The 17634-nt window shown below is 40.9% G+C and carries 19 protein-coding genes and 1 pseudogene; 15 read left to right on the top strand and 5 right to left on the bottom strand.

The window, feature by feature from the left end; all coding sequences use genetic code 11:
- Positions 1-1143: a non-hydrolyzing UDP-N-acetylglucosamine 2-epimerase gene (gene wecB, locus FC36_RS00750; RefSeq protein ID WP_056986655.1), complete on the top strand. Its 1143-nt coding sequence runs from the start codon at positions 1-3 to the stop codon at positions 1141-1143.
- A gap of 47 nt (positions 1144-1190) precedes the next feature.
- Here the strand turns inward: wecB and FC36_RS00745 are convergent, their stop codons facing one another.
- The 3 genes from FC36_RS00745 to FC36_RS00735 form a co-directional block, all read right to left on the bottom strand.
- Positions 1191-1673 carry a GNAT family N-acetyltransferase gene (locus FC36_RS00745; RefSeq protein ID WP_025020217.1) on the bottom strand — a complete coding sequence of 161 codons (483 nt, stop codon included), beginning with the start codon at positions 1671-1673 and terminating at the stop codon, positions 1191-1193.
- A gap of 63 nt (positions 1674-1736) precedes the next feature.
- Positions 1737-4631, bottom strand: coding sequence for a YfhO family protein (locus FC36_RS00740; protein WP_056986654.1), 2895 nt, complete (start codon positions 4629-4631; stop codon positions 1737-1739).
- Between the two features lie 86 nt (positions 4632-4717).
- Positions 4718-5167 (bottom strand): flavodoxin, encoded by a 450-nt coding sequence (locus tag FC36_RS00735; protein ID WP_025020218.1) that lies wholly within the window; start codon positions 5165-5167, stop codon positions 4718-4720.
- Between the two features lie 133 nt (positions 5168-5300).
- On the opposite strand from FC36_RS00735, the gene map reads away from it, so the two are divergent.
- Both map and galU read left to right on the top strand, forming a co-directional pair.
- Complete coding sequence (gene map, locus FC36_RS00730) at positions 5301-6098, top strand: type I methionyl aminopeptidase (RefSeq protein WP_025020219.1); 798 nt, start codon at positions 5301-5303, stop codon at positions 6096-6098.
- A 274-nt stretch (positions 6099-6372) separates the two neighbouring features.
- Entirely contained in the window at positions 6373-7245 is an 873-nt protein-coding gene (gene galU, locus FC36_RS00725) for a UTP--glucose-1-phosphate uridylyltransferase GalU (RefSeq protein ID WP_023860144.1), read from the top strand.
- Positions 7246-7283: 38 nt separating this feature from the next.
- On the opposite strand, the gene FC36_RS00720 is transcribed toward galU, so the two are convergent.
- Positions 7284-8042, bottom strand: a complete 759-nt coding sequence (locus FC36_RS00720) for a carboxymuconolactone decarboxylase family protein (protein WP_025020220.1) — start codon at positions 8040-8042, stop codon at positions 7284-7286.
- A 161-nt stretch (positions 8043-8203) separates the two neighbouring features.
- Here FC36_RS00720 and FC36_RS00715 point away from each other — a divergent pair, with 161 nt between their 5' ends.
- Positions 8204-8767 (top strand): TetR/AcrR family transcriptional regulator, encoded by a 564-nt coding sequence (locus FC36_RS00715; protein ID WP_025020221.1) that lies wholly within the window; start codon positions 8204-8206, stop codon positions 8765-8767.
- Between the two features lie 161 nt (positions 8768-8928).
- A pseudogene (locus FC36_RS00710) lies at positions 8929-9333 on the top strand (aldo/keto reductase); the annotation flags it as partial.
- Between the two features lie 77 nt (positions 9334-9410).
- Here FC36_RS00710 and FC36_RS00705 read toward each other — a convergent pair.
- Positions 9411-10142, bottom strand: a complete 732-nt coding sequence (locus FC36_RS00705) for a DUF554 domain-containing protein (RefSeq protein ID WP_056986653.1) — start codon at positions 10140-10142, stop codon at positions 9411-9413.
- 304 nt (positions 10143-10446) lie between these two features.
- On the opposite strand from FC36_RS00705, the gene FC36_RS00700 reads away from it, so the two are divergent.
- From FC36_RS00700 to yidD, 10 genes are all read left to right on the top strand, one after another.
- The gene (locus FC36_RS00700; protein WP_035189849.1) at positions 10447-10695 is read left to right on the top strand and encodes an IreB family regulatory phosphoprotein; all 249 of its coding nucleotides are present in this window, start codon (positions 10447-10449) and stop codon (positions 10693-10695) included.
- A 12-nt stretch (positions 10696-10707) separates the two neighbouring features.
- Positions 10708-11151, top strand: coding sequence for a Holliday junction resolvase RuvX (gene ruvX / locus FC36_RS00695; protein WP_023858983.1), 444 nt, complete (start codon positions 10708-10710; stop codon positions 11149-11151).
- An 11-nt stretch (positions 11152-11162) separates the two neighbouring features.
- On the top strand, positions 11163-11456 hold the full coding sequence (locus tag FC36_RS00690) for a DUF1292 domain-containing protein (RefSeq protein WP_023858982.1): 294 nt from the start codon (positions 11163-11165) through the stop codon (positions 11454-11456).
- Position 11457: 1 nt separating this feature from the next.
- Positions 11458-11760 carry a DUF1292 domain-containing protein gene (locus FC36_RS00685; RefSeq protein ID WP_056986652.1) on the top strand — a complete coding sequence of 101 codons (303 nt, stop codon included), beginning with the start codon at positions 11458-11460 and terminating at the stop codon, positions 11758-11760.
- Between the two features lie 63 nt (positions 11761-11823).
- Positions 11824-12105, top strand: a complete 282-nt coding sequence (zapA, locus tag FC36_RS00680) for a cell division protein ZapA (RefSeq protein ID WP_023858980.1) — start codon at positions 11824-11826, stop codon at positions 12103-12105.
- The gene (locus tag FC36_RS00675) at positions 12105-14465 is read left to right on the top strand and encodes an endonuclease MutS2 (protein WP_025020223.1); all 2361 of its coding nucleotides are present in this window, start codon (positions 12105-12107) and stop codon (positions 14463-14465) included. The genes zapA and FC36_RS00675 overlap by 1 nt, the downstream gene beginning before the upstream one ends.
- Before the next feature lie 211 nt (positions 14466-14676).
- A complete protein-coding gene (locus FC36_RS00670; protein WP_025020224.1) occupies positions 14677-14910 on the top strand; it encodes a DUF1146 family protein in 234 nt (77 codons plus the stop codon).
- Positions 14911-14928: 18 nt separating this feature from the next.
- Positions 14929-16233 carry a UDP-N-acetylglucosamine 1-carboxyvinyltransferase gene (gene murA, locus FC36_RS00665; protein WP_025020225.1) on the top strand — a complete coding sequence of 435 codons (1305 nt, stop codon included), beginning with the start codon at positions 14929-14931 and terminating at the stop codon, positions 16231-16233.
- Between the two features lie 136 nt (positions 16234-16369).
- On the top strand, positions 16370-17359 hold the full coding sequence (locus FC36_RS00660; RefSeq protein ID WP_025020226.1) for a rod shape-determining protein: 990 nt from the start codon (positions 16370-16372) through the stop codon (positions 17357-17359).
- A 10-nt stretch (positions 17360-17369) separates the two neighbouring features.
- Complete coding sequence (yidD, locus tag FC36_RS11470; protein WP_173391348.1) at positions 17370-17618, top strand: membrane protein insertion efficiency factor YidD; 249 nt, start codon at positions 17370-17372, stop codon at positions 17616-17618.
- Positions 17619-17634 lie beyond the last annotated feature (16 nt).

Genomic DNA, 17634 nt, shown 5'->3' with positions numbered 1-17634 from the left:
ATGCAGAAAATTAAAGTAATGACGGTCTTTGGGACTCGTCCGGAAGCCATCAAGATGGCCCCTATTGTCAAAGCGCTTCAAGAAGATGAACGTTTTGAGGCTATTACCACGGTGACCGGCCAACACCGCGAAATGTTAGACCAAGTCTTAAAAATCTTTGCTATCCAACCTGATTATGATTTAGATATCATGCACCATCAACAAACATTAACAGATATTACGGCTAACGTCTTAATCAAGCTTCAAGCAGTCTTGCAAGAAGCTAAGCCTGATATAGTCTTAGTTCACGGGGATACAACGACGACCTTTGCTGCTAGTGTGGCTGCTTTTTATCAACAAATTCCCTTGGGTCATGTGGAAGCGGGCTTACGAACTTGGGATAAGTATGCACCTTATCCGGAGGAAATGAATCGGCAAATGACGGATGTGTTAACGGATTTGTACTTTGCACCAACTAGTTTGAGCCAAGAAAACTTGCTCAAAGAAGGTCACTATCGAGATAATATTTATGTTACAGGGAACACAGCTATTGATGCCCTGAAACAAACGGTTAGTGCTGATTATCAGCATCAAATTTTAACAAACTTAGATCCTCAAAAGAAGTTGGTCTTAGTAACTATGCACCGGCGGGAAAATCAAGGCACACCAATGGAAAGGGTCCTAACGGCTTTACGTCAAGAAGTGGAAGCCCATCCTGAAATTGAAGTTGTTTATCCGGTTCACCTTAGCCCAGTTGTCCAAGAAGTCGCTCACCGTGTGTTAGGTAATCATCCTCGAATTCATTTGATCGAACCGCTCGATGTTTTAGATTTCCATAATCTTGCGGCTCATGCTTACCTGATTATGACGGATTCTGGTGGGGTCCAAGAAGAAGCCCCTTCCTTAGGCAAGCCGGTTTTGGTCTTGCGGGACACTACTGAACGACCAGAAGGGGTAGCGGCTGGAACTTTGAAAGTCGTGGGAACCCAACCCGATAAGGTCAAAACTGCTCTAGAAGGGCTTTTAAATGATGAAGTGGCTTACCAAAAGATGGCCCAAGCCAAGAATCCTTACGGAGATGGCCAAGCTTCTACACGCATTTTACAAGCGATAGCTCACTACTTTAATAGGCGAGAGCCGGCTCCTAACGCTTTTGAAATTTAAGTAAAAACAGGAAGGTTATGCAGACCTTCCTGTTTTTGGGTTACTGATTAAGTTAAATTTTTCAGAAAAAAGTAGTCCATAGTTGGGTGGACTGTTTTTTGTAAGGGCCTTTCAAGTTCGCTAAAGCCTAGCTTGCGGTAGAGGTGCAGAGCTATCTGAAGGTTGGAATGAGTTTCCAGGTAAAGTTGTTGGTAGCCGGCACTCTGCGCTGCATTCATGACATATTCCATTAAGATATAGCTAAGTCCTTGACCACTAACCGCAGGGTCGAGGTAGAGCTTCTGTAATTCAGCAATATGATGATGCGTATCATAAGCGGCAAACCCCGCTCCGCCACAAACCTGTCCCATTTCATCGCAGATAACAAAATAAGCACGATCAGCTGTGACCTGGTAGAAGCGACTAAGATGGTCGAGTTCGGAATCGAAATAGGCTGTTCCGGGGATATCTAAATGATGTTTTTTCAATTGTTGGCGGATGATGGCGGCCATGGCAGCATCATCATTAGCCGTGATAGGACGAATAAGCATAAAATTAAATTCCTCCACAGATTTTTAGCTTTATTCTAAGAAATATGTGTACAAATAGCAAGGCTAAACTGATTTTCTTCTACGGTTAAACAGACTAATCAAAGCGCTGATGGCTAAGAGTATTAGCCCCAAGCCACTGAGATAGAAGCCGGCCTTCAATCCAGGAATGGTGTAACTAAATTGCACTCGGTGTTTTCCTGGTTTTAACTTCACGCCAACAAAGGCTTGGTTGGTTTTAAGCACTGTTTGCTTGTGGTTGTCTACCTTAACTTGCCAGGCAGGACTGTAAGGAATAGAGGAAGTTAAAATTCCCGCATGATTAATGGTGATATTTCCTGAGAAGCCAGTTGGTGTAACCTTAAAGTTTTGGAGACTATGTCTTTGAATGGCCTGGACTTGTTTTTGGTAGCTGGAGTTTTCTCCTAATGGCAAGGCCACAAGTTTAAGTTTGAAGTCGTAGTGGCCGAGTTTGGACGGTGTAAAAGTGATACTACTTGGTAATTCACTAAAGGATCCAAGGTTGACGGTCCCGTTTTTAATAACTTGGTAAAAGGAGGTTGAACTTTGTTTTCTTTGCACGATTTCTTCCGTTCCATTACGAGTTTCAAAGGCTAATGTGTAACTAGGGTCAGGTGAGCCCTGTAAGATGTGGTAGTGGAAGTATTTATATCTTAATGCCAAAAGATTTTGGTCCATGAATCCATTGGTTTGGGCGTAGTAGTTGTTACGCTTTTCTAAAGCCAATTGTTCTTGGAGACTGAAAGGATGGTATTTAATATTGGTCACTTCGAGATGAATTTCACTGTTGGCCAATTTTTTTAAGAGCTCTTGGCGATCTTTAGCGCTGAAGTCTTTTGAAGTTGGTGCCACTAAGATTTGATAGCGTTCATTAGTATCTTCTTTAATGAGGTCTTGGCTACTGATACGGTTGCCACGACTCGAAACAATTTTGATAGGAACTTCGATAACTTGTGATGTTACATCTTTTAAGTTTTTCTTAGGTAAATTTTGGCTTGCCTTTTGACTCACCAGGACTCCTTCAGCCAAGGCCCGTTCCTTTTGCGAGGCTGTTAATTGGCGGTAGTGTTGAGGCGTGAAAACTTGGTTTTGGAAGTAAACCAAAGGGAAGGCTAGGTTTGTGCGATAACGGCGGGTTTGTTGGTCATGACTACTTTGACCATTAACATCTGTAATTTTCCGGCTCGTGCGATCTAAAAAGTAATTGGCTGGGACTTTTTGGGAGTTATCACGGTTGATTTTACTAAAGATATATTGGACTCCTAAGAAGTTGTTCAAAATGCTACGGTCATCGACTTGTTGAGTCGGCCGGGTCGCTTCGTATTGAATGTTTTGTAAGGACCGCATGAAGTTACCTAGATACTTGTTTTGTAAGGAGTAGTAGGAAGTGATACTGTGTACACTGGCATTTAGTGTGTTATACATATCATAGTTAGCTCCCAAATAGTAGTTGTGGGAGATGGTTGATACTCGGTAGTTATCTGAAGCAGTAAGGTCGCTGTCTAAGCCATCGTAACGGTTATTGGCGAGTTTTTCGTAAGTTCCAGTGGCTAAGGCCTCGTCAGTGAAACCACCGTTATAAGGTGCTTCGTAGTAGACGATGTTAAGCAGTAGGTTAATCAAAACCAAACCGGTTAAGGTCTGGGGGTGTCTATTTATCTGGTAAGCTTGAGCGTAAAGAAAGCCAAGGGTCACTAAGAGGAAAATAATCGGAATAAAGATTTTTTGATCATTGTCAAAGAAATAATTTCCACTAATCCAGATAAGATAAACTAGGGTTGCCAGACTAAAAATTTTTAAGGTTCGAGCTGATAAGTTTGGTGCTTCTTCTAGTAAGAGACAGACCGCCAATGCCATAGGTAAGCACAGCATTAAAGACCAACGATTGGAAGGCGACATGCCTCCGTTGAAAAGGGCTCCAAAGAATGGTAAGAGAAACATAACTAAACTTAAAGCGAAACTCGCACATAAAATTGGATAGCGCTTGGCGTGGATAACAACATAGGTTACGGCATAAAAGGCGATACTGGCAAAGCCTAGAGCAGACCAGAAGTAAAAGTCTCGATTGCCCCCATTAATAAGCTGGCTTGGTAAGGCCAGGTAGTAATAGAGTGGATAAAATGTCAAACCATTAGCAAAAGAGGCCGCTGCCCGCGTTGAGGAAGTCACCGCGTATAACTCGGGAATGAGTAAGCCTGCCGCTAGTAAGAGGGCAATGATAGTTGCCCAAGCGAGTTTGGCGAAAACCTGCGGGTAATTTAAAGTGTGCCGGTAAGTGAAGCCCACGCGCAAAGCCAGGTATAAAAGTGCCCCAATACCTAACATAAAAGCAAAGTAAAAGTTACTGATTAACATCCAGGTAAAAACTGCCAAGAGGGGCCAGGCTGACTTCTTTTGTAGGACCCGCTCAATCCCCCAAATTAAGAGAGGAAAAATGATAAAGGGTGTTGTAAAGAAGGGGTGGGCAACACTGGCGTAAAGGACGAAGGCGTTAAAGAGATAAACCCCAGCTCCGGCTATTAGATTACGTTTTTGAAAATTAAAATGGCTGGCCACAAAAATAAAGGACAAGCCGGCAAAATACAGGCGCAAGCCGATTAAAGCCTGATAGGCCACTACTAAGAATTTGGCCGGAATTAACAAGGTTAAATAATTAAATAGGTCGCCAATTACGTAGTAGGAGTAGACTTGGAAGGTATCTGATCCCAGTCCCATCTTTAACGACCAGGTGGTCAGATTGGGATGCTTCCAAAAGTCTAGGACTAGTTGTCGGTAGCTTTCCAGTAAGGGCAGGTGCTGGTTAGCCGCATCAATATCCCAAATTAAAGCATGACCGGTAATTAAGTAAGTTCCATACATAAAAAAAGCCCCAACTAAAAAGAAGAGGGTGTAACTTAGATAAAGTTTGGAACGCTTCTTTTTCTCAAATGAAAAATGCACAAAAAAACCTCCTCGTGAGTTTGTTTTCATTTTAACCTAAAATAGGTCAGAAGAAAACTTAGGGGAGGTTAAAAAAGCATTAATTCTTAAGCGTCTACAGCTTGGGCTAATTTGTGGGCGAAAGCTTCCAAAGCGTCGATGTCTTCTTGATCGGCTTCTAAGTTAATCTTGACGGCGTCAGCTCCCTTAGTGGCTCCAGTTTTGGCTAAGGCTTCGTCAAACAAATCAACAGCAGTACAGTAGTATTCTTCATAGAAAACGTCACCAGAACCAGCAACACCGTAAACTTTACCGGTTAAGTCAATGTCAGCTAGGTCTTCATAATAGTCTAACCCTTCATCAGGTAAGGCCCCTTCATCATAAGTGTAGGGGCAAATCACAACCAAATCAAACGCTTCTAAATCAGCGGGATCTTCTTGGGAAATTTCTTGCATGTCGACGTCTAGGCCTTCGTTTTCTAAGGCTTCGGAAATAATATCAGCGACGTCTTCGTTATTACCAGTGATGGTCGCGTATAAAACTTTGGCACTTGCCATGTAAATCCTTCTTTCTTTTCAAAAACTTGTACTTCCATTTTATATTGTTTACTGTAAAAATGAAAGGTGCCACTTTCTAAAAATTAGGTTATAATAATAGATGAGTTTTAAAAATCAGAAGGGAAGAGAAAGTATGATTACAATCAAATCACCACGTGAAATTGATGAAATGGCAAAGTCAGGTGCGATTTTAGCTGGTATGCATCGTGGTTTACGTGAAATTATCAAGCCTGGCATGTCTTCATGGGAAATTGAAGAATTCGCTCGTAACTATATTGAAAGTCATGATGCGATTTGTGAGCAAATCGGTTTTGAAGGGTATGAATATGCTACTTGTGTGAGTGTAAATGATGAAATTTGTCATGGTTTTCCTCGCAAAAACCTTATTCTAAAAGATGGTGACTTAATCAAGGTAGACACGGTGGTTAACTATCACGGTGCTATGAGCGACTCTTGCTGGTCATATGTAGTGGGTAAGTCCACGCCAGAAATCGATCGCTTAATGGAAGTAACTAAAAAAGCCTTATACTTAGGAATCGATCAAGCTCAAGTTGGTAACCGTATTGGTGATATTGGGGCAGCTATTCAAAAGTATACTGAAGAAGAAAATGGTTATGGTGATGTCCGTGATTTTATTGGTCATGGTATTGGGCCTACCATGCACGAAAGTCCTAATGTACCGCACTATGGGGTTGCTGGTAAAGGTCTGCGTCTGCGTGAAGGAATGACTATCACGATTGAACCCATGATTAACACTGGTACTTACGAAATTGCTATGGATGACCCTAGTGGTTGGGTGGCCCGCACGGCAGATGGTGGCCTATCTTGCCAATTTGAACACACCATTGTTATTACTAAAGATGGTCCTAAAATTTTGACCTCCCAAGATCCAGAAATGGATGCCAAATACCTTTGGAAACCAGCAGAATAATCATCCCATGATTAATCTTTAAATAATAACGTATTATTAAGTTAACCAATTTTAGCATGAAGTAAAAAAGCTGAGATTGGTTTTTGTTGTTTATATAAAACAATAAAAGAAGTTGCTGAAGAGTAAAAATATGGCTCCTTTAAAGTAGTGAAGAATAAGTGAAATGCTTATTCGAGGTAAGGAAACGCTTATAAAAAACTTGTTATTACCGAAAAATTTGGCTATAATGAATAGGGTTTAAAGCCAATTAGTTTGTTAAAGGAGTACATAATTAATGAAAGTTAGAAAAGCTGTGATTCCAGCTGCGGGGTTAGGAACACGATTTTTACCTGGGACTAAAGCCCTCGCTAAGGAAATGTTCCCAATTATCGATAAGCCAACCATTCAATTTATTGTTGAAGAAGCTAAAAAATCAGGGATTGAAGATATTTTGGTGGTTACTGGGAAGGGGAAACGTCCCATTGAAGACCACTTTGATTCTGTACCTGAACTGGAACAAAACTTGAAAGAAAAAGGTAAAGATGACCTCTTGGAATTAGTCCAACAAACAACTGACATCAACCTCTACTTCATTCGTCAATCTCACCCACGTGGTTTAGGGGATGCTGTTTTGATGGCGAAGGACTTTGTGGGTGACGAACCTTTTGTGGTTATGTTAGGTGATGATGTCATGGATGACAAGGTTCCTTTGACCAAGCAATTGATTGACCGTTATGAAGATACGCACGCTTCAACTTTAGCAGTGATGAAAGTACCTCACGAAGAAGTGAACAAATACGGGGTTATTGACCCAATTTCTGAACCAAAATCTGGTTTATTTGATGTGAAACAATTCGTCGAAAAACCAGATGTAGATAAGGCTCCATCTGATTTAGCCATCATTGGGCGCTATTTATTAACTCCAGAAATTTTTGAAATGTTAGAAACCCAAGCACCAGGGGCAGGAAATGAAATTCAATTAACGGATGCTATTGATCGTCTTAACAAGATTCAACGTGTCTTTGCTCATGAATTCAAGGGTGACCGCTATGATGTGGGCTACAAGTTTGGTTACTTAAAGACGTCTATCCAATACGGTTTAACACATCCTGAAGTTAAAGACGAATTGAAAGCTTACATTAAAGAAATCGCAAGTCAGTTAGATTAAAAAAATCCTCCTAGTTTTTGACTGGGAGGATTTTTTATTTAGGCTAATTGATTGTAATCAGCGTCAGAGACAGGTTCTAACCATTCATTGCTGGTGTTTCTTCCATCAATTTCAAAGGCTAAGTGGCTGAACCAGGAATCTTTAGCGGCACCGTGCCAGTGTTTAACGTTAGCAGGAATGTGAATAACATCACCAGGTCGCATTTCGATGGCTTTTTTACCGGCTTCTTGGTAGTAGCCACGCCCACCGACACAGACAAGCATTTGCCCCCCGCCTTGGTCGGCTTTGTGAATGTGCCAGTTATTACGACAGCCCGGTTCAAAGGTAACGTTAAAAATTGGTACTTGTTGGTCAGAAACTGTAGCGAGGTAGCTTTGGCCGACAAAGTATTGGGCATAGGCATCGTTGGGATCTCCAATAGGGAAAAAGATTGAGGCTTGGTATTGATCTTTAGCGCTTGGGGTAGCAGCATCTTCTTGCCAGACTTCTTTAGCTAAATTGAAGGTGGCCCAACCCTTAGGCCAGCCACAATACATGGTAGCATGGGTGATAATTGCTGCAATTTCTGCTTTCGTAACACCATTTTTCTTGGCATTTTCAAGGTGGTATTTTAGCGAAGAATCTGTAATGCCAGAGGCCATTAAAGTGACTACGGTGATGATGCAACGAGTCTTTGAATCAATCGTAGCCTCATTCCAAACTTGGCCGAATAAGATATCATCATTCAGGGAGGCAAATTGTGGGGCAAAGTCCCCTAATTGGTCCCGTCCTGCAGTTTGCACGATTTTTTTCGTCATAACAAAACATCCTTTCCAAAAAATAATACCCACGTGTTGCTTTTCTTTGTCGTCTTAACTATAATGCAAATTGAAGAAAAGAACAATTGCCAAATTTTAAAAGATGGGGTTTATACCACGTTTTAAAGAAAATGGATATTATTTACGTGAAAGGAAAAAATATGAGTAAGACAGATTTAAGGATTGTTAAAACGCAAAAAGCAATTAAGGAAAGTTTCAAAGTTTTAGTCTGTCAGGAAGGGATTACCAAAATCACGGTAAAAGAGCTCGCGGCTAAGGCCAAGATTCACCGCAAGACTTTTTATCTGCATTATGCGAATTTAGATGCATTGTATGAAGAAGTAGTACAGGAGCTGGCCCAAGCTTATTATGCAGAAATTGATCGCTTACCAGTTGGTGCAGATTTTACCGAAGTGAACCGGGTTTTTTTTGAATTTGTTTGTCAGCAAGATAAGTATGCAGAAAAGTTGCTTTGCGACCCGGGTTACCGTCAGTTTGCAGATCAACTATTTACCATGACGCTTTCTCATAATCGCCAGCGTCACAATCCTTACCAAAAGTATCGTACTCTCGAGCAAAATATTATCAACAACTTTTTGGCTTTGACGTCGTTAAATTTGTATCGTCAATGGGTCAAAGATGGTAAACAGTTAGCGGTTGAAGATTTAATTGCTTTGTCGGGGCAGTTATTTACACAGGGAATTTCCAGTTTGAATTTAGTTTAGGGAGTAGTAATGAAAAAGCTAAGTTGGACTAATTTTTTAGTTAGGATATTTAATCGCCCCTGTACTTGGTCGGTTTTAGCCCAGCAAGTTGAGCAATTACTGGCTGAAGGCTGGGATATTCGTGCAGTTTGGACCTACATTATGTGCGATCGCCAAGACAGTTTACGCCTAACCACTTGGAGGAACTAATTGCTGATAGTAAAATTAAGCCCATGGTGAACCAAATTGAAGTTCACCCAGGTTGGCCTCAAATGGAAACTATCCAATATTGTCAAGCCCATGACATTCTAGTTGAAGCTTGGGCTCCATTAGGGGAAGCTGCCTCCTTGAATAATGAAATTATCGTTCAAATTGCTGCTAAGTACGGCCACACCCCAGCTCAAGTATGCTTACGTTGGGGGATTCAACAAGGAATTTTACCATTGCCTAAGACAGTACACCAAGGTCGCATGGAAGAAAATACCAAGATTTTTGATTTTGAATTGACCGATGCTGAAATGGCGATTATTGGTTCTTTACGGAACTTAGGTGGTCAATGCAAGGTTCCAGATCAAGTCGACTTCTAGACAAAAATAGAATAATAATTACTAGCTAGCAAAAAAGTAGTGGAAATGTTGGACTTCCACTACTTTTTTTATAAATTTTAGCTAGCTAAGGCCGGTAGAATAAACGTGGTCCATAACCAGGTGAAAGGCATGACTAGGACCATGGCTGGAATCATATCAGCAATCGGGAATATTTTGATTTTGGCCATGCGAAAACCAGTCGCTAACATTAAAAAGCCACCACAGGCCTTGAAATCTGTAATCATATCGCCACTGGTCAAAGGAAAGATGAACTGGGCCAAAATGAAGAGAGCGAATAAAACGATAAATTGGGGTAAGGCAACCAAAGAAACTACATAGCCTAAATTGCAGGCAAAGATTGCGGCGGTGAATAAATCTAAAATTGCCTTAGAAATTAAAATCGAATTATCGCCAGTCATTCCGGCAGTTAAAGCTCCGTAAATTCCCGTCCCGCTCGTACAGAAAATTACGATGGCAGTTACTAACTGGTTAACAAAGTCATATTCATTGAGACCGAGTTTTTCGGTGTGGATAAACTTGGTAACCGGTGTTTGCAAGAGGAGAGCTCCTTTATCGAAAAGTTGTCCCAAGTGGGAAATTAGTCCGATGGCAGTCCCTAAAATTAGGGCAAAAATGACTGCAGGCATATTCTTCATGGGTGCAATCGCCATAATACCCATGCCCATAGCGCAAATCCCAAAAATTAAATTTAAATTACGTTTAAAATCTTCACTTAAGTGGTGGCCACCCCAAGCTCCTAGGAGCCCTCCGAGTAAGACTGCTATCGTATCAATGATGACACCTACCATATTTAGCTACCTCCCAAATTGTTTACAACTAATGTAGCAAAGTTTCCGTATCCAAAGCAATTCAAATTTTCGTGCTAAGCATTGAAAAAATAAAAGAAAGCCCCTGACGTGGTGTGCTTTGAGGGGATGCTAAGTACTTACATAAAGAGAAGAGGCAACTATCTGGCGGTGCTGAAGGCGTGCTAGGTTGGAAGTTAGGTAATTCTAAATAATTACAAGTTGGTTACAAGGAGACTTTTTAATTGTTACAAGGCGAAGATTTTAGTAGAATAAAAGGTGGAATTTAAAAATGGGGGTGCGTACAATGAGTTCATTAGATGAGACAATGTATTTTGATTATAATGATAAACGTGAAAAAGATGTTCGCGAAACATTAGAAACTGTATATACCGCTTTGGAAGAAAAGGGTTATAACCCAATTAATCAAATTGTTGGTTACCTCTTATCGGGAGATCCAGCCTACATTCCTCGGCTCAACAACGCCCGTAATTTAATCAGAAAGCATGAGCGTGACGAAATCGTTGAAGAATTAGTCCGTTCCTACTTAAAATAAGGAGCAAGTTAGATGGGACGTTTGATGGGTTTAGATGTCGGTTCTCGCACGGTCGGAGTCGCCGTCAGTGATTTATTGGGCTGGACTGCTCAAGGAGTCGAGATTATTCCAATTGATGAAGAAAATCAAATTTTCGGTTTAGACCGGGTGGCAGAATTAGTCAAAGAACACAACATTAGTGGTTTTGTCTTGGGTTTACCTAAGAATATGAATAATAGTCTAGGTCCACGGGCTGAAGCTAGTCAAGCTTACGGCCAAATGTTGACAGAAAGATTTGGCTTGCCCATTGATTTTCAAGATGAGCGCTTGACCACCGTACAAGCTGAAAGAATGTTAGTTGAAAAAGCTGACACTTCACGTAAAAAAAGAAAAAAAGTTATCGACAAGTTAGCCGCCGGGTTGATTTTACAAAATTACCTCGACAGTCAGGGTAAACTTGTTGATTTGATAAAATAAGGAGATTTTCTATGGCACAAGCAAATAATGATAACGAAATGATTACTTTAGTTGATGATGAGGGTAACGAAACTTTATTTCAAGTTTTATTTACATTCACTTCAGAAGAATACAACAAATCATACATTTTATTAGTTCCTGCCGGTTCTGAGCCTGATGAACAAGTCGACGTGCTGGCTTTCTCATTTAATCCAGAACAAGACGGAACAGCAACGGAAGCTGATTTATTTGATATCGAAGATGATGAAGAATGGGCCATGGTAGAAAACGCCTTAGACCAATTCTTAGAAGAAGAAAGTAAATAACATGGCAGAAAAATTATTGACCCTGGTACGGGATAAAAATAAGGACGGTTTAGTTACTTTGGTTAGCGATCAAGGAGAAAAACAAGATTTTCAAGAAGTCTTTACTTTTGCTTCCGACCAACATGGGAAGTCATACATTTTATTAACTGCTTTAGAAGAAGATGCTGAAATCTTAGCCTTTGCTTTTGCGGATACCGAAAGTTGGCAAGAACAAGAAGCCGATCTCTTCGAAATCGAAAGTGAAGAAGAATGGCAAATGGTCGAAGATGTAATGACCACCATTTTAAACGGTGAAAATCTGTAATATGACGGGTCTCCTTTTTAGGGGACCTTTTGCATTATTTAAACGAGATAAGGATAGGTAATCATGACAGAAAATAAGCGACGTTTTAAAGTAGAAATTGATGGACAAACATATACTATTATCGGGAAAAGTAGCCCTGAACATATGCAGGCAGTCATAAAACTGGTTGAAGAGCAATTAGGGGCTTTGAAGGAAATGATGCCATCATTAACGAAGGAGAAAGCGGCGGTGCTATTAGCAATTAATGCGGTCTCAGACCAATTAAAGAAACAAGCGGAATTAGAAGAACTTAAGACCTATCTGGCAAGTCTCGAAAAGCTGAATAATGAGGAGGTTAGTGATTAGTGAATCAAAAAGTTTTAGCTACGTTGGAATATTACAAAATTCGGGAATTTTTAAGTGCTAAAACCACCACCGAAATGGGCCAAAATCTGGCTAATCACCTGGTTCCAAGCCAAGACTATGATTTAATTTGTGAAAATCTTGCCCAAACCAAGGAAGGGGCTGATATTTTACGTCTCAAGGGTGGTATCCCTTTGGCAAATTTAAAGACCGTTACCCCCCAGCTTAAACGACTCAAAATTGGGGCAGTTTTGAATGGAAAAGAATTAGCAGCCATTGGGAAAATTTTGCGTTCGACCAGTGAAATACGCCGTTTCTTCAAGGAAATTACTACACCCGAAGTACCTTTGCCTACGTTAAACCAATTATTAATACGTCTAGAAAGTTTGCCTGAATTAACCAAAGTGTTGAATCTTTCCTTGGAAGATGATGGGTATGTGCGCGATGAGGCTTCACCTTTATTACGGTCATTGCGTCGACAAATTTCAGGTACTGAAGATGAAATTCGCCAGCGCCTGGTTTCCTTTACCAAGGGCAGTCAAGCTAAGTACTTGACCAATGCTGTTGTTACCATGCGTGATGATCGCTATGTAATTCCGGTTAAGACCGAGTATAAGAAGCATTTTGGGGGGATGGTCCATGACCAATCTGCTTCAGGAGCGACAGTTTTCGTAGAACCTAAGGCAATTGTGGAGTTGAATAACCGTTTACGCCAACAACAAGCCAAGGAACATGAAGAAATTTTGCGAGTTTTGCGGGAATTATCCCAAGCAGTTGCACCATATACTGAAGAAATTGATCAAAATATGCGTATTTTAGGTCAATTAGACTTTGTGAATGCTAAAGCCCGCTATGCTGCAGACCTCAAGGCAACACAACCAGAATTATCTGCAGAAAATGACATTTACCTCCGTCAAGTCTGGCACCCCTTATTGGATGCCAAAAAGGCGGTCAAAAATGATCTAGCCATTGGAAAAGATTATAAAGCAATCGTGATTACCGGACCTAACACTGGGGGAAAGACGATTACTTTGAAGACCTTGGGCTTAATCCAATTAATGGGACAATCTGGGCTCTTTATTCCGGCTGGTGAACATAGTCGGATTGGGGTCTTTACTGAAATTTTTGCGGATATTGGGGATGAACAATCAATTGAACAGAGCTTATCCACTTTCTCTTCCCACATGGTTAATATTGTAGAAATACTTAAACATGTCGATGATAAATCCTTAGTTCTCTTTGACGAATTGGGGGCTGGAACCGATCCGCAAGAAGGGGCCGCTTTGGCTATTTCGATTCTGGATGCTGTTGGGGCTAAAGGTTCTTATGTGGTGGCGACTACCCACTATCCTGAACTTAAGGCCTATGGTTTTGAAAGACCAGAGACGATTAATGCCTCTATGGAATTTGATGTAGAGACCCTTCAGCCCACTTACCGGCTTTTACTCGGAATTCCTGGTCGTTCTAATGCTTTGGAAATCTCTCTACGCTTGGGTTTAGATACTATGGTCGTGGAAGCGGCTCGCCAATTGACCAGTCAGTCCAGTCAAGATCTCAATGAAATGATTGCGGACTTGGTCGAAAAACGTCATACGGCTGAAGAAGAAGCCATCAGTCTGAATAAGTATCTAACTGAAGCCGAGAAATTACACAATGATTTACGCAAAGCTTACAATAATTTTGTCTCTCAAAGGGATAGCCTTTTGAACCAAGCCAAGGCAAAAGCTAATGAAATCGTGGAAAATACGCGTAAACAAACGGCAGATGTGATTTCCGACTTGCATAAGATGCAACAAAGCGCCGGTAATGGGGTTAAAGAAAATGAACTAATTGATGCCAAGACTAGGTTGAACAAATTGGAACAACCCATCCATCTCCAGAAAAATAAGGTTTTACAAAGAGCGAAAGCCAAAAAAATCTTTAAAGAAGGTGACGAGGTTCTTGTCAAGTCCTATGGTCAACGGGGAACGCTGATGAAAAAGGCTGGTAATCACGTTTGGGAAGTACAAATTGGGATTTTGAAGATGAAGCTTGATGAAGCTGACTTAGAAAAAATTGCAGAAGAAAAACCACAAAAGACGGTTAACCGTGCTAGTGTAAAGCGTAGTCGTTCAGTGCGGACTTCAGCGAGCTTAGATTTGCGGGGTAAACGCTATGAAGAAGCTATGAATGAAGTCGACCGCTACATTGACGAAGCTATTATGGCAGGCTTCCCTTCTGTGACAATTATTCATGGCAAGGGGACCGGAGCTTTACGGAAGGGAATTACTGAGTATCTACAGTCTAACCGTGCTGTCAAACACTTTGAATATGCACCGCCAAACGCAGGGGGCAATGGTGCTACGATTGTTTCTTTTAAATAAGTTGATAACCCTTGAACAGTAGGGATGCTGTTTGAGGGTTATTTGTTACAAATGTTTGATATGAGTCTAATCTTTTAAAGATACTAGAAATTAAAGCACTTTATGTTGTGGGCGATATTTAAATATTAAAGTTTGAAAAAGATTTAAAAATTATAAACTGACGAACTAGGGAAAATATGCTATGATTAGGATGATTTGGAGTGAAAATATTATGCAGTATCAAGGAATAACCGCACTGATGACTCTCGTGAGTCATTTTGCATTTATTTTACTAGCTTTTAGGGGATTTCAGGCATTACGTTTTGATCGTTATGTCAATCAAGAAAAACAAGACCACTTTAAAGTGGTGATTGTGTTGGTGTCTGTAGCAATTGGATTTTTATGTAGTTCATTCTTTTTAAGTGTGATTGAAAATATTAAAAATCTGGGTTATTTAATCAAGTAGAGGTCGGAGGATTTTTCTTTGGAAAAAATTATTGTAAGAGGTGGTAATCGTCTTGAAGGGACTGTCGAAATTGAAGGGGCCAAAAATGCGGTTTTACCAATTTTAGCAGCGGCGATTTTACCTAGTGAAGGACGCACAACTTTAATCAATGTGCCCATTTTATCTGATGTATACACGATGAATAATGTGATTCGGTTCTTAAATGTTGAGGTGGGTTTTGATGAAGCTAACAAAACTATCGAACTGGATGCTAGTGGTAAGTTATCTTATGAAGCGCCATTTAAGTATGTTTCGAAGATGCGTGCTTCTATCGTGGTCTTAGGCCCGCTTTTGGCGCGCTTGAAGCACGCCAAAGTCGCCATGCCCGGGGGATGTGCGATTGGCTCAAGGCCAGTGGACTTGCATCTCAAAGGTTTAGAGGCCTTAGGAGCGGAAATTGAACAACACGATGGTTTTATCGAAGCTAAAACCACAGGCTTAAAAGGGGCCAACATTTACTTGGACTTCCCAAGTGTGGGGGCAACCCAAAATATTATGATGGCTGCGACCTTAGCCGAAGGTGAAACTATCATTGAAAATGCTGCACGTGAACCCGAGATTGTAGACTTAGCAAATATTTTAAATAAGATGGGTGCCGATGTCCGTGGCGCTGGAACTGAGACCTTAAAAATTCGTGGGGTTAAGCAACTTCACGGGGTTAAACACGCGGTGGTACAAGATCGGATTGAAGCTGGGACCTTTATGGTTGCTGCGGCCGTAACTCAAGGAAATGTTTTAATCAAGGATGCAATCTTAGAGCACAACATTCCTTTGATTTCGAAAATGGAAGAAATGGGGATCCAAGTTATTGAAGAAGAAGCTGGTTTACGAGTAATTGGACCTGAAAAGCTCAAGCCTGTTGCGGTCAAGACTTTGCCACACCCCGGCTTTCCAACGGATATGCAACCACAAATGTCAATCTTACAATTGTGTGCTGAGGGGGCTAGTTTATTGACAGAAACTGTTTTTGAAAACCGCTTCATGCACTTGGAAGAAATGCGGCGTATGAATGCAAACTTCAAGGTCGAAGGCAACAGTGTCTTACTTTACGGTCCTGCTAAGCTTGGAGGAGCAGAGGTTGCTGCCACTGATTTACGAGCAGCAGCGGCTTTAGTGATTGCTGGTTTAGTGGCTAAGGGAATCACGCAAGTTACCCATTTGGAATACTTGGATCGTGGTTACTATAATTTTCATGGGAAATTAGCGGCTTTAGGTGCACAAGTTAAGCGAGTTAATGATATTACTGCCGAAGGTGAATATATCGTTAATAAACAAAGGGTTTAGTTAGGAGGGGTGATGAAAAATCAGCCCTTTTTTACTCAGTTCATGTTATAATAATATGATGTAATGAAAATAGTGTATGCTTAAAGAAAATTGCAAGAAAGGAAGGCTACCTGAAAGACTGGTAGTAAGGAGTAATATGGCAAATGATATTGGAATTGATTTAGGAACTGCCAACGTCCTAATCAACGTTCAAGGTAAGGGAATTGTCCTTGATGAACCATCCGTGGTGGCAATTGATACTAAAACGAATAAAGTCCTCGCCGTAGGTTCAGAAGCCTACAAGATGGTCGGACGGACTCCAGGAAGTATTCGTGCAATTCGACCTTTAAAAGATGGGGTAATTGCGGATTTTGATATGACCGAACAAATGTTAACTTACTTTATCAAAAAGTTAAACGTCAAAGGCTTCATGTCAAAACCTAATGTGTTAATCTGTTGTCCAACTAATACCACGGATATTGAAAGAAAAGCTATCCGTCAGGCCGCTGAAAAAGCTAACGGTGGGGGAAAAATTTACTTAGAAGAAGAACCAAAGGTTGCTGCTGTGGGGGCTGGTTTAGATATTTTCCGTCCTTACGGTTCCATGGTGATTGATATTGGTGGTGGAACGAGTGACATAGCCGTCCTTTCCATGGGTGATATCGTTGTATCTCGTTCTTTGCGGATTGCGGGGGATCGTTTAAACCAGGATATTGCTAACTATATCCGTAAAGAACGGGGACTAATCATTGGTGAAAATACCGCTGAAAAGGTAAAAAAGACGATTGGAACAGTTTTAAAGGGGCATCGCAATGAAGAAATGGAAGTGCGAGGTCGGGACATGGTTAATGGTTTACCACAAGCGATTAAGGTCACATCTGATGAAATCGAAGTTGCCTTACACGATACTATGATGGCGGTTGTTTCTGCAACACATGATGTTTTAAGTGAGACGCCACCGGAATTAGCTGCCGATATTATCGATAGTGGGATTGTTTTAACTGGTGGAGGTGCAATGATTGATGGCGCCGCTGAACTGTTATCAGATGCCTTAAGTATTCCTGTTAATGTAGCTGAAACACCACTAGATGATGTAGCTGTTGGTACGGGGATTTTGTTAGAACAAATTCAAAGTGGTAAGCAATAAGATGAGGTTATTGCGACAATTTCTGATTTTACCAGTGCGGTTTTATCAAAAATGTATTTCACCATTGACACCACCATCATGTCGTTATTACCCGACTTGTTCAAATTACATGGTAGTGGCAATTGAAAAACATGGCTTTTTAGGGCTTATTATGGGATTAAGTCGGATTCTACGTTGTAATCCTTTTGTCAGAGGTGGAATTGATTATGTACCAGAACATTTTTCTTTGGTACGTAATCCTAATAAAGAAGAGAAGTAAGGTTAATGAGGAGGAC

It is taken from the genome of Ligilactobacillus equi DSM 15833 = JCM 10991 (genome assembly GCF_001435735.1).
GTDB classification, from domain to species: domain Bacteria; phylum Bacillota; class Bacilli; order Lactobacillales; family Lactobacillaceae; genus Ligilactobacillus; species Ligilactobacillus equi.
The sequence above is the reverse complement of the archived record's forward strand: the minus strand, read 5'-3'. Positions and strand labels throughout refer to the sequence as shown.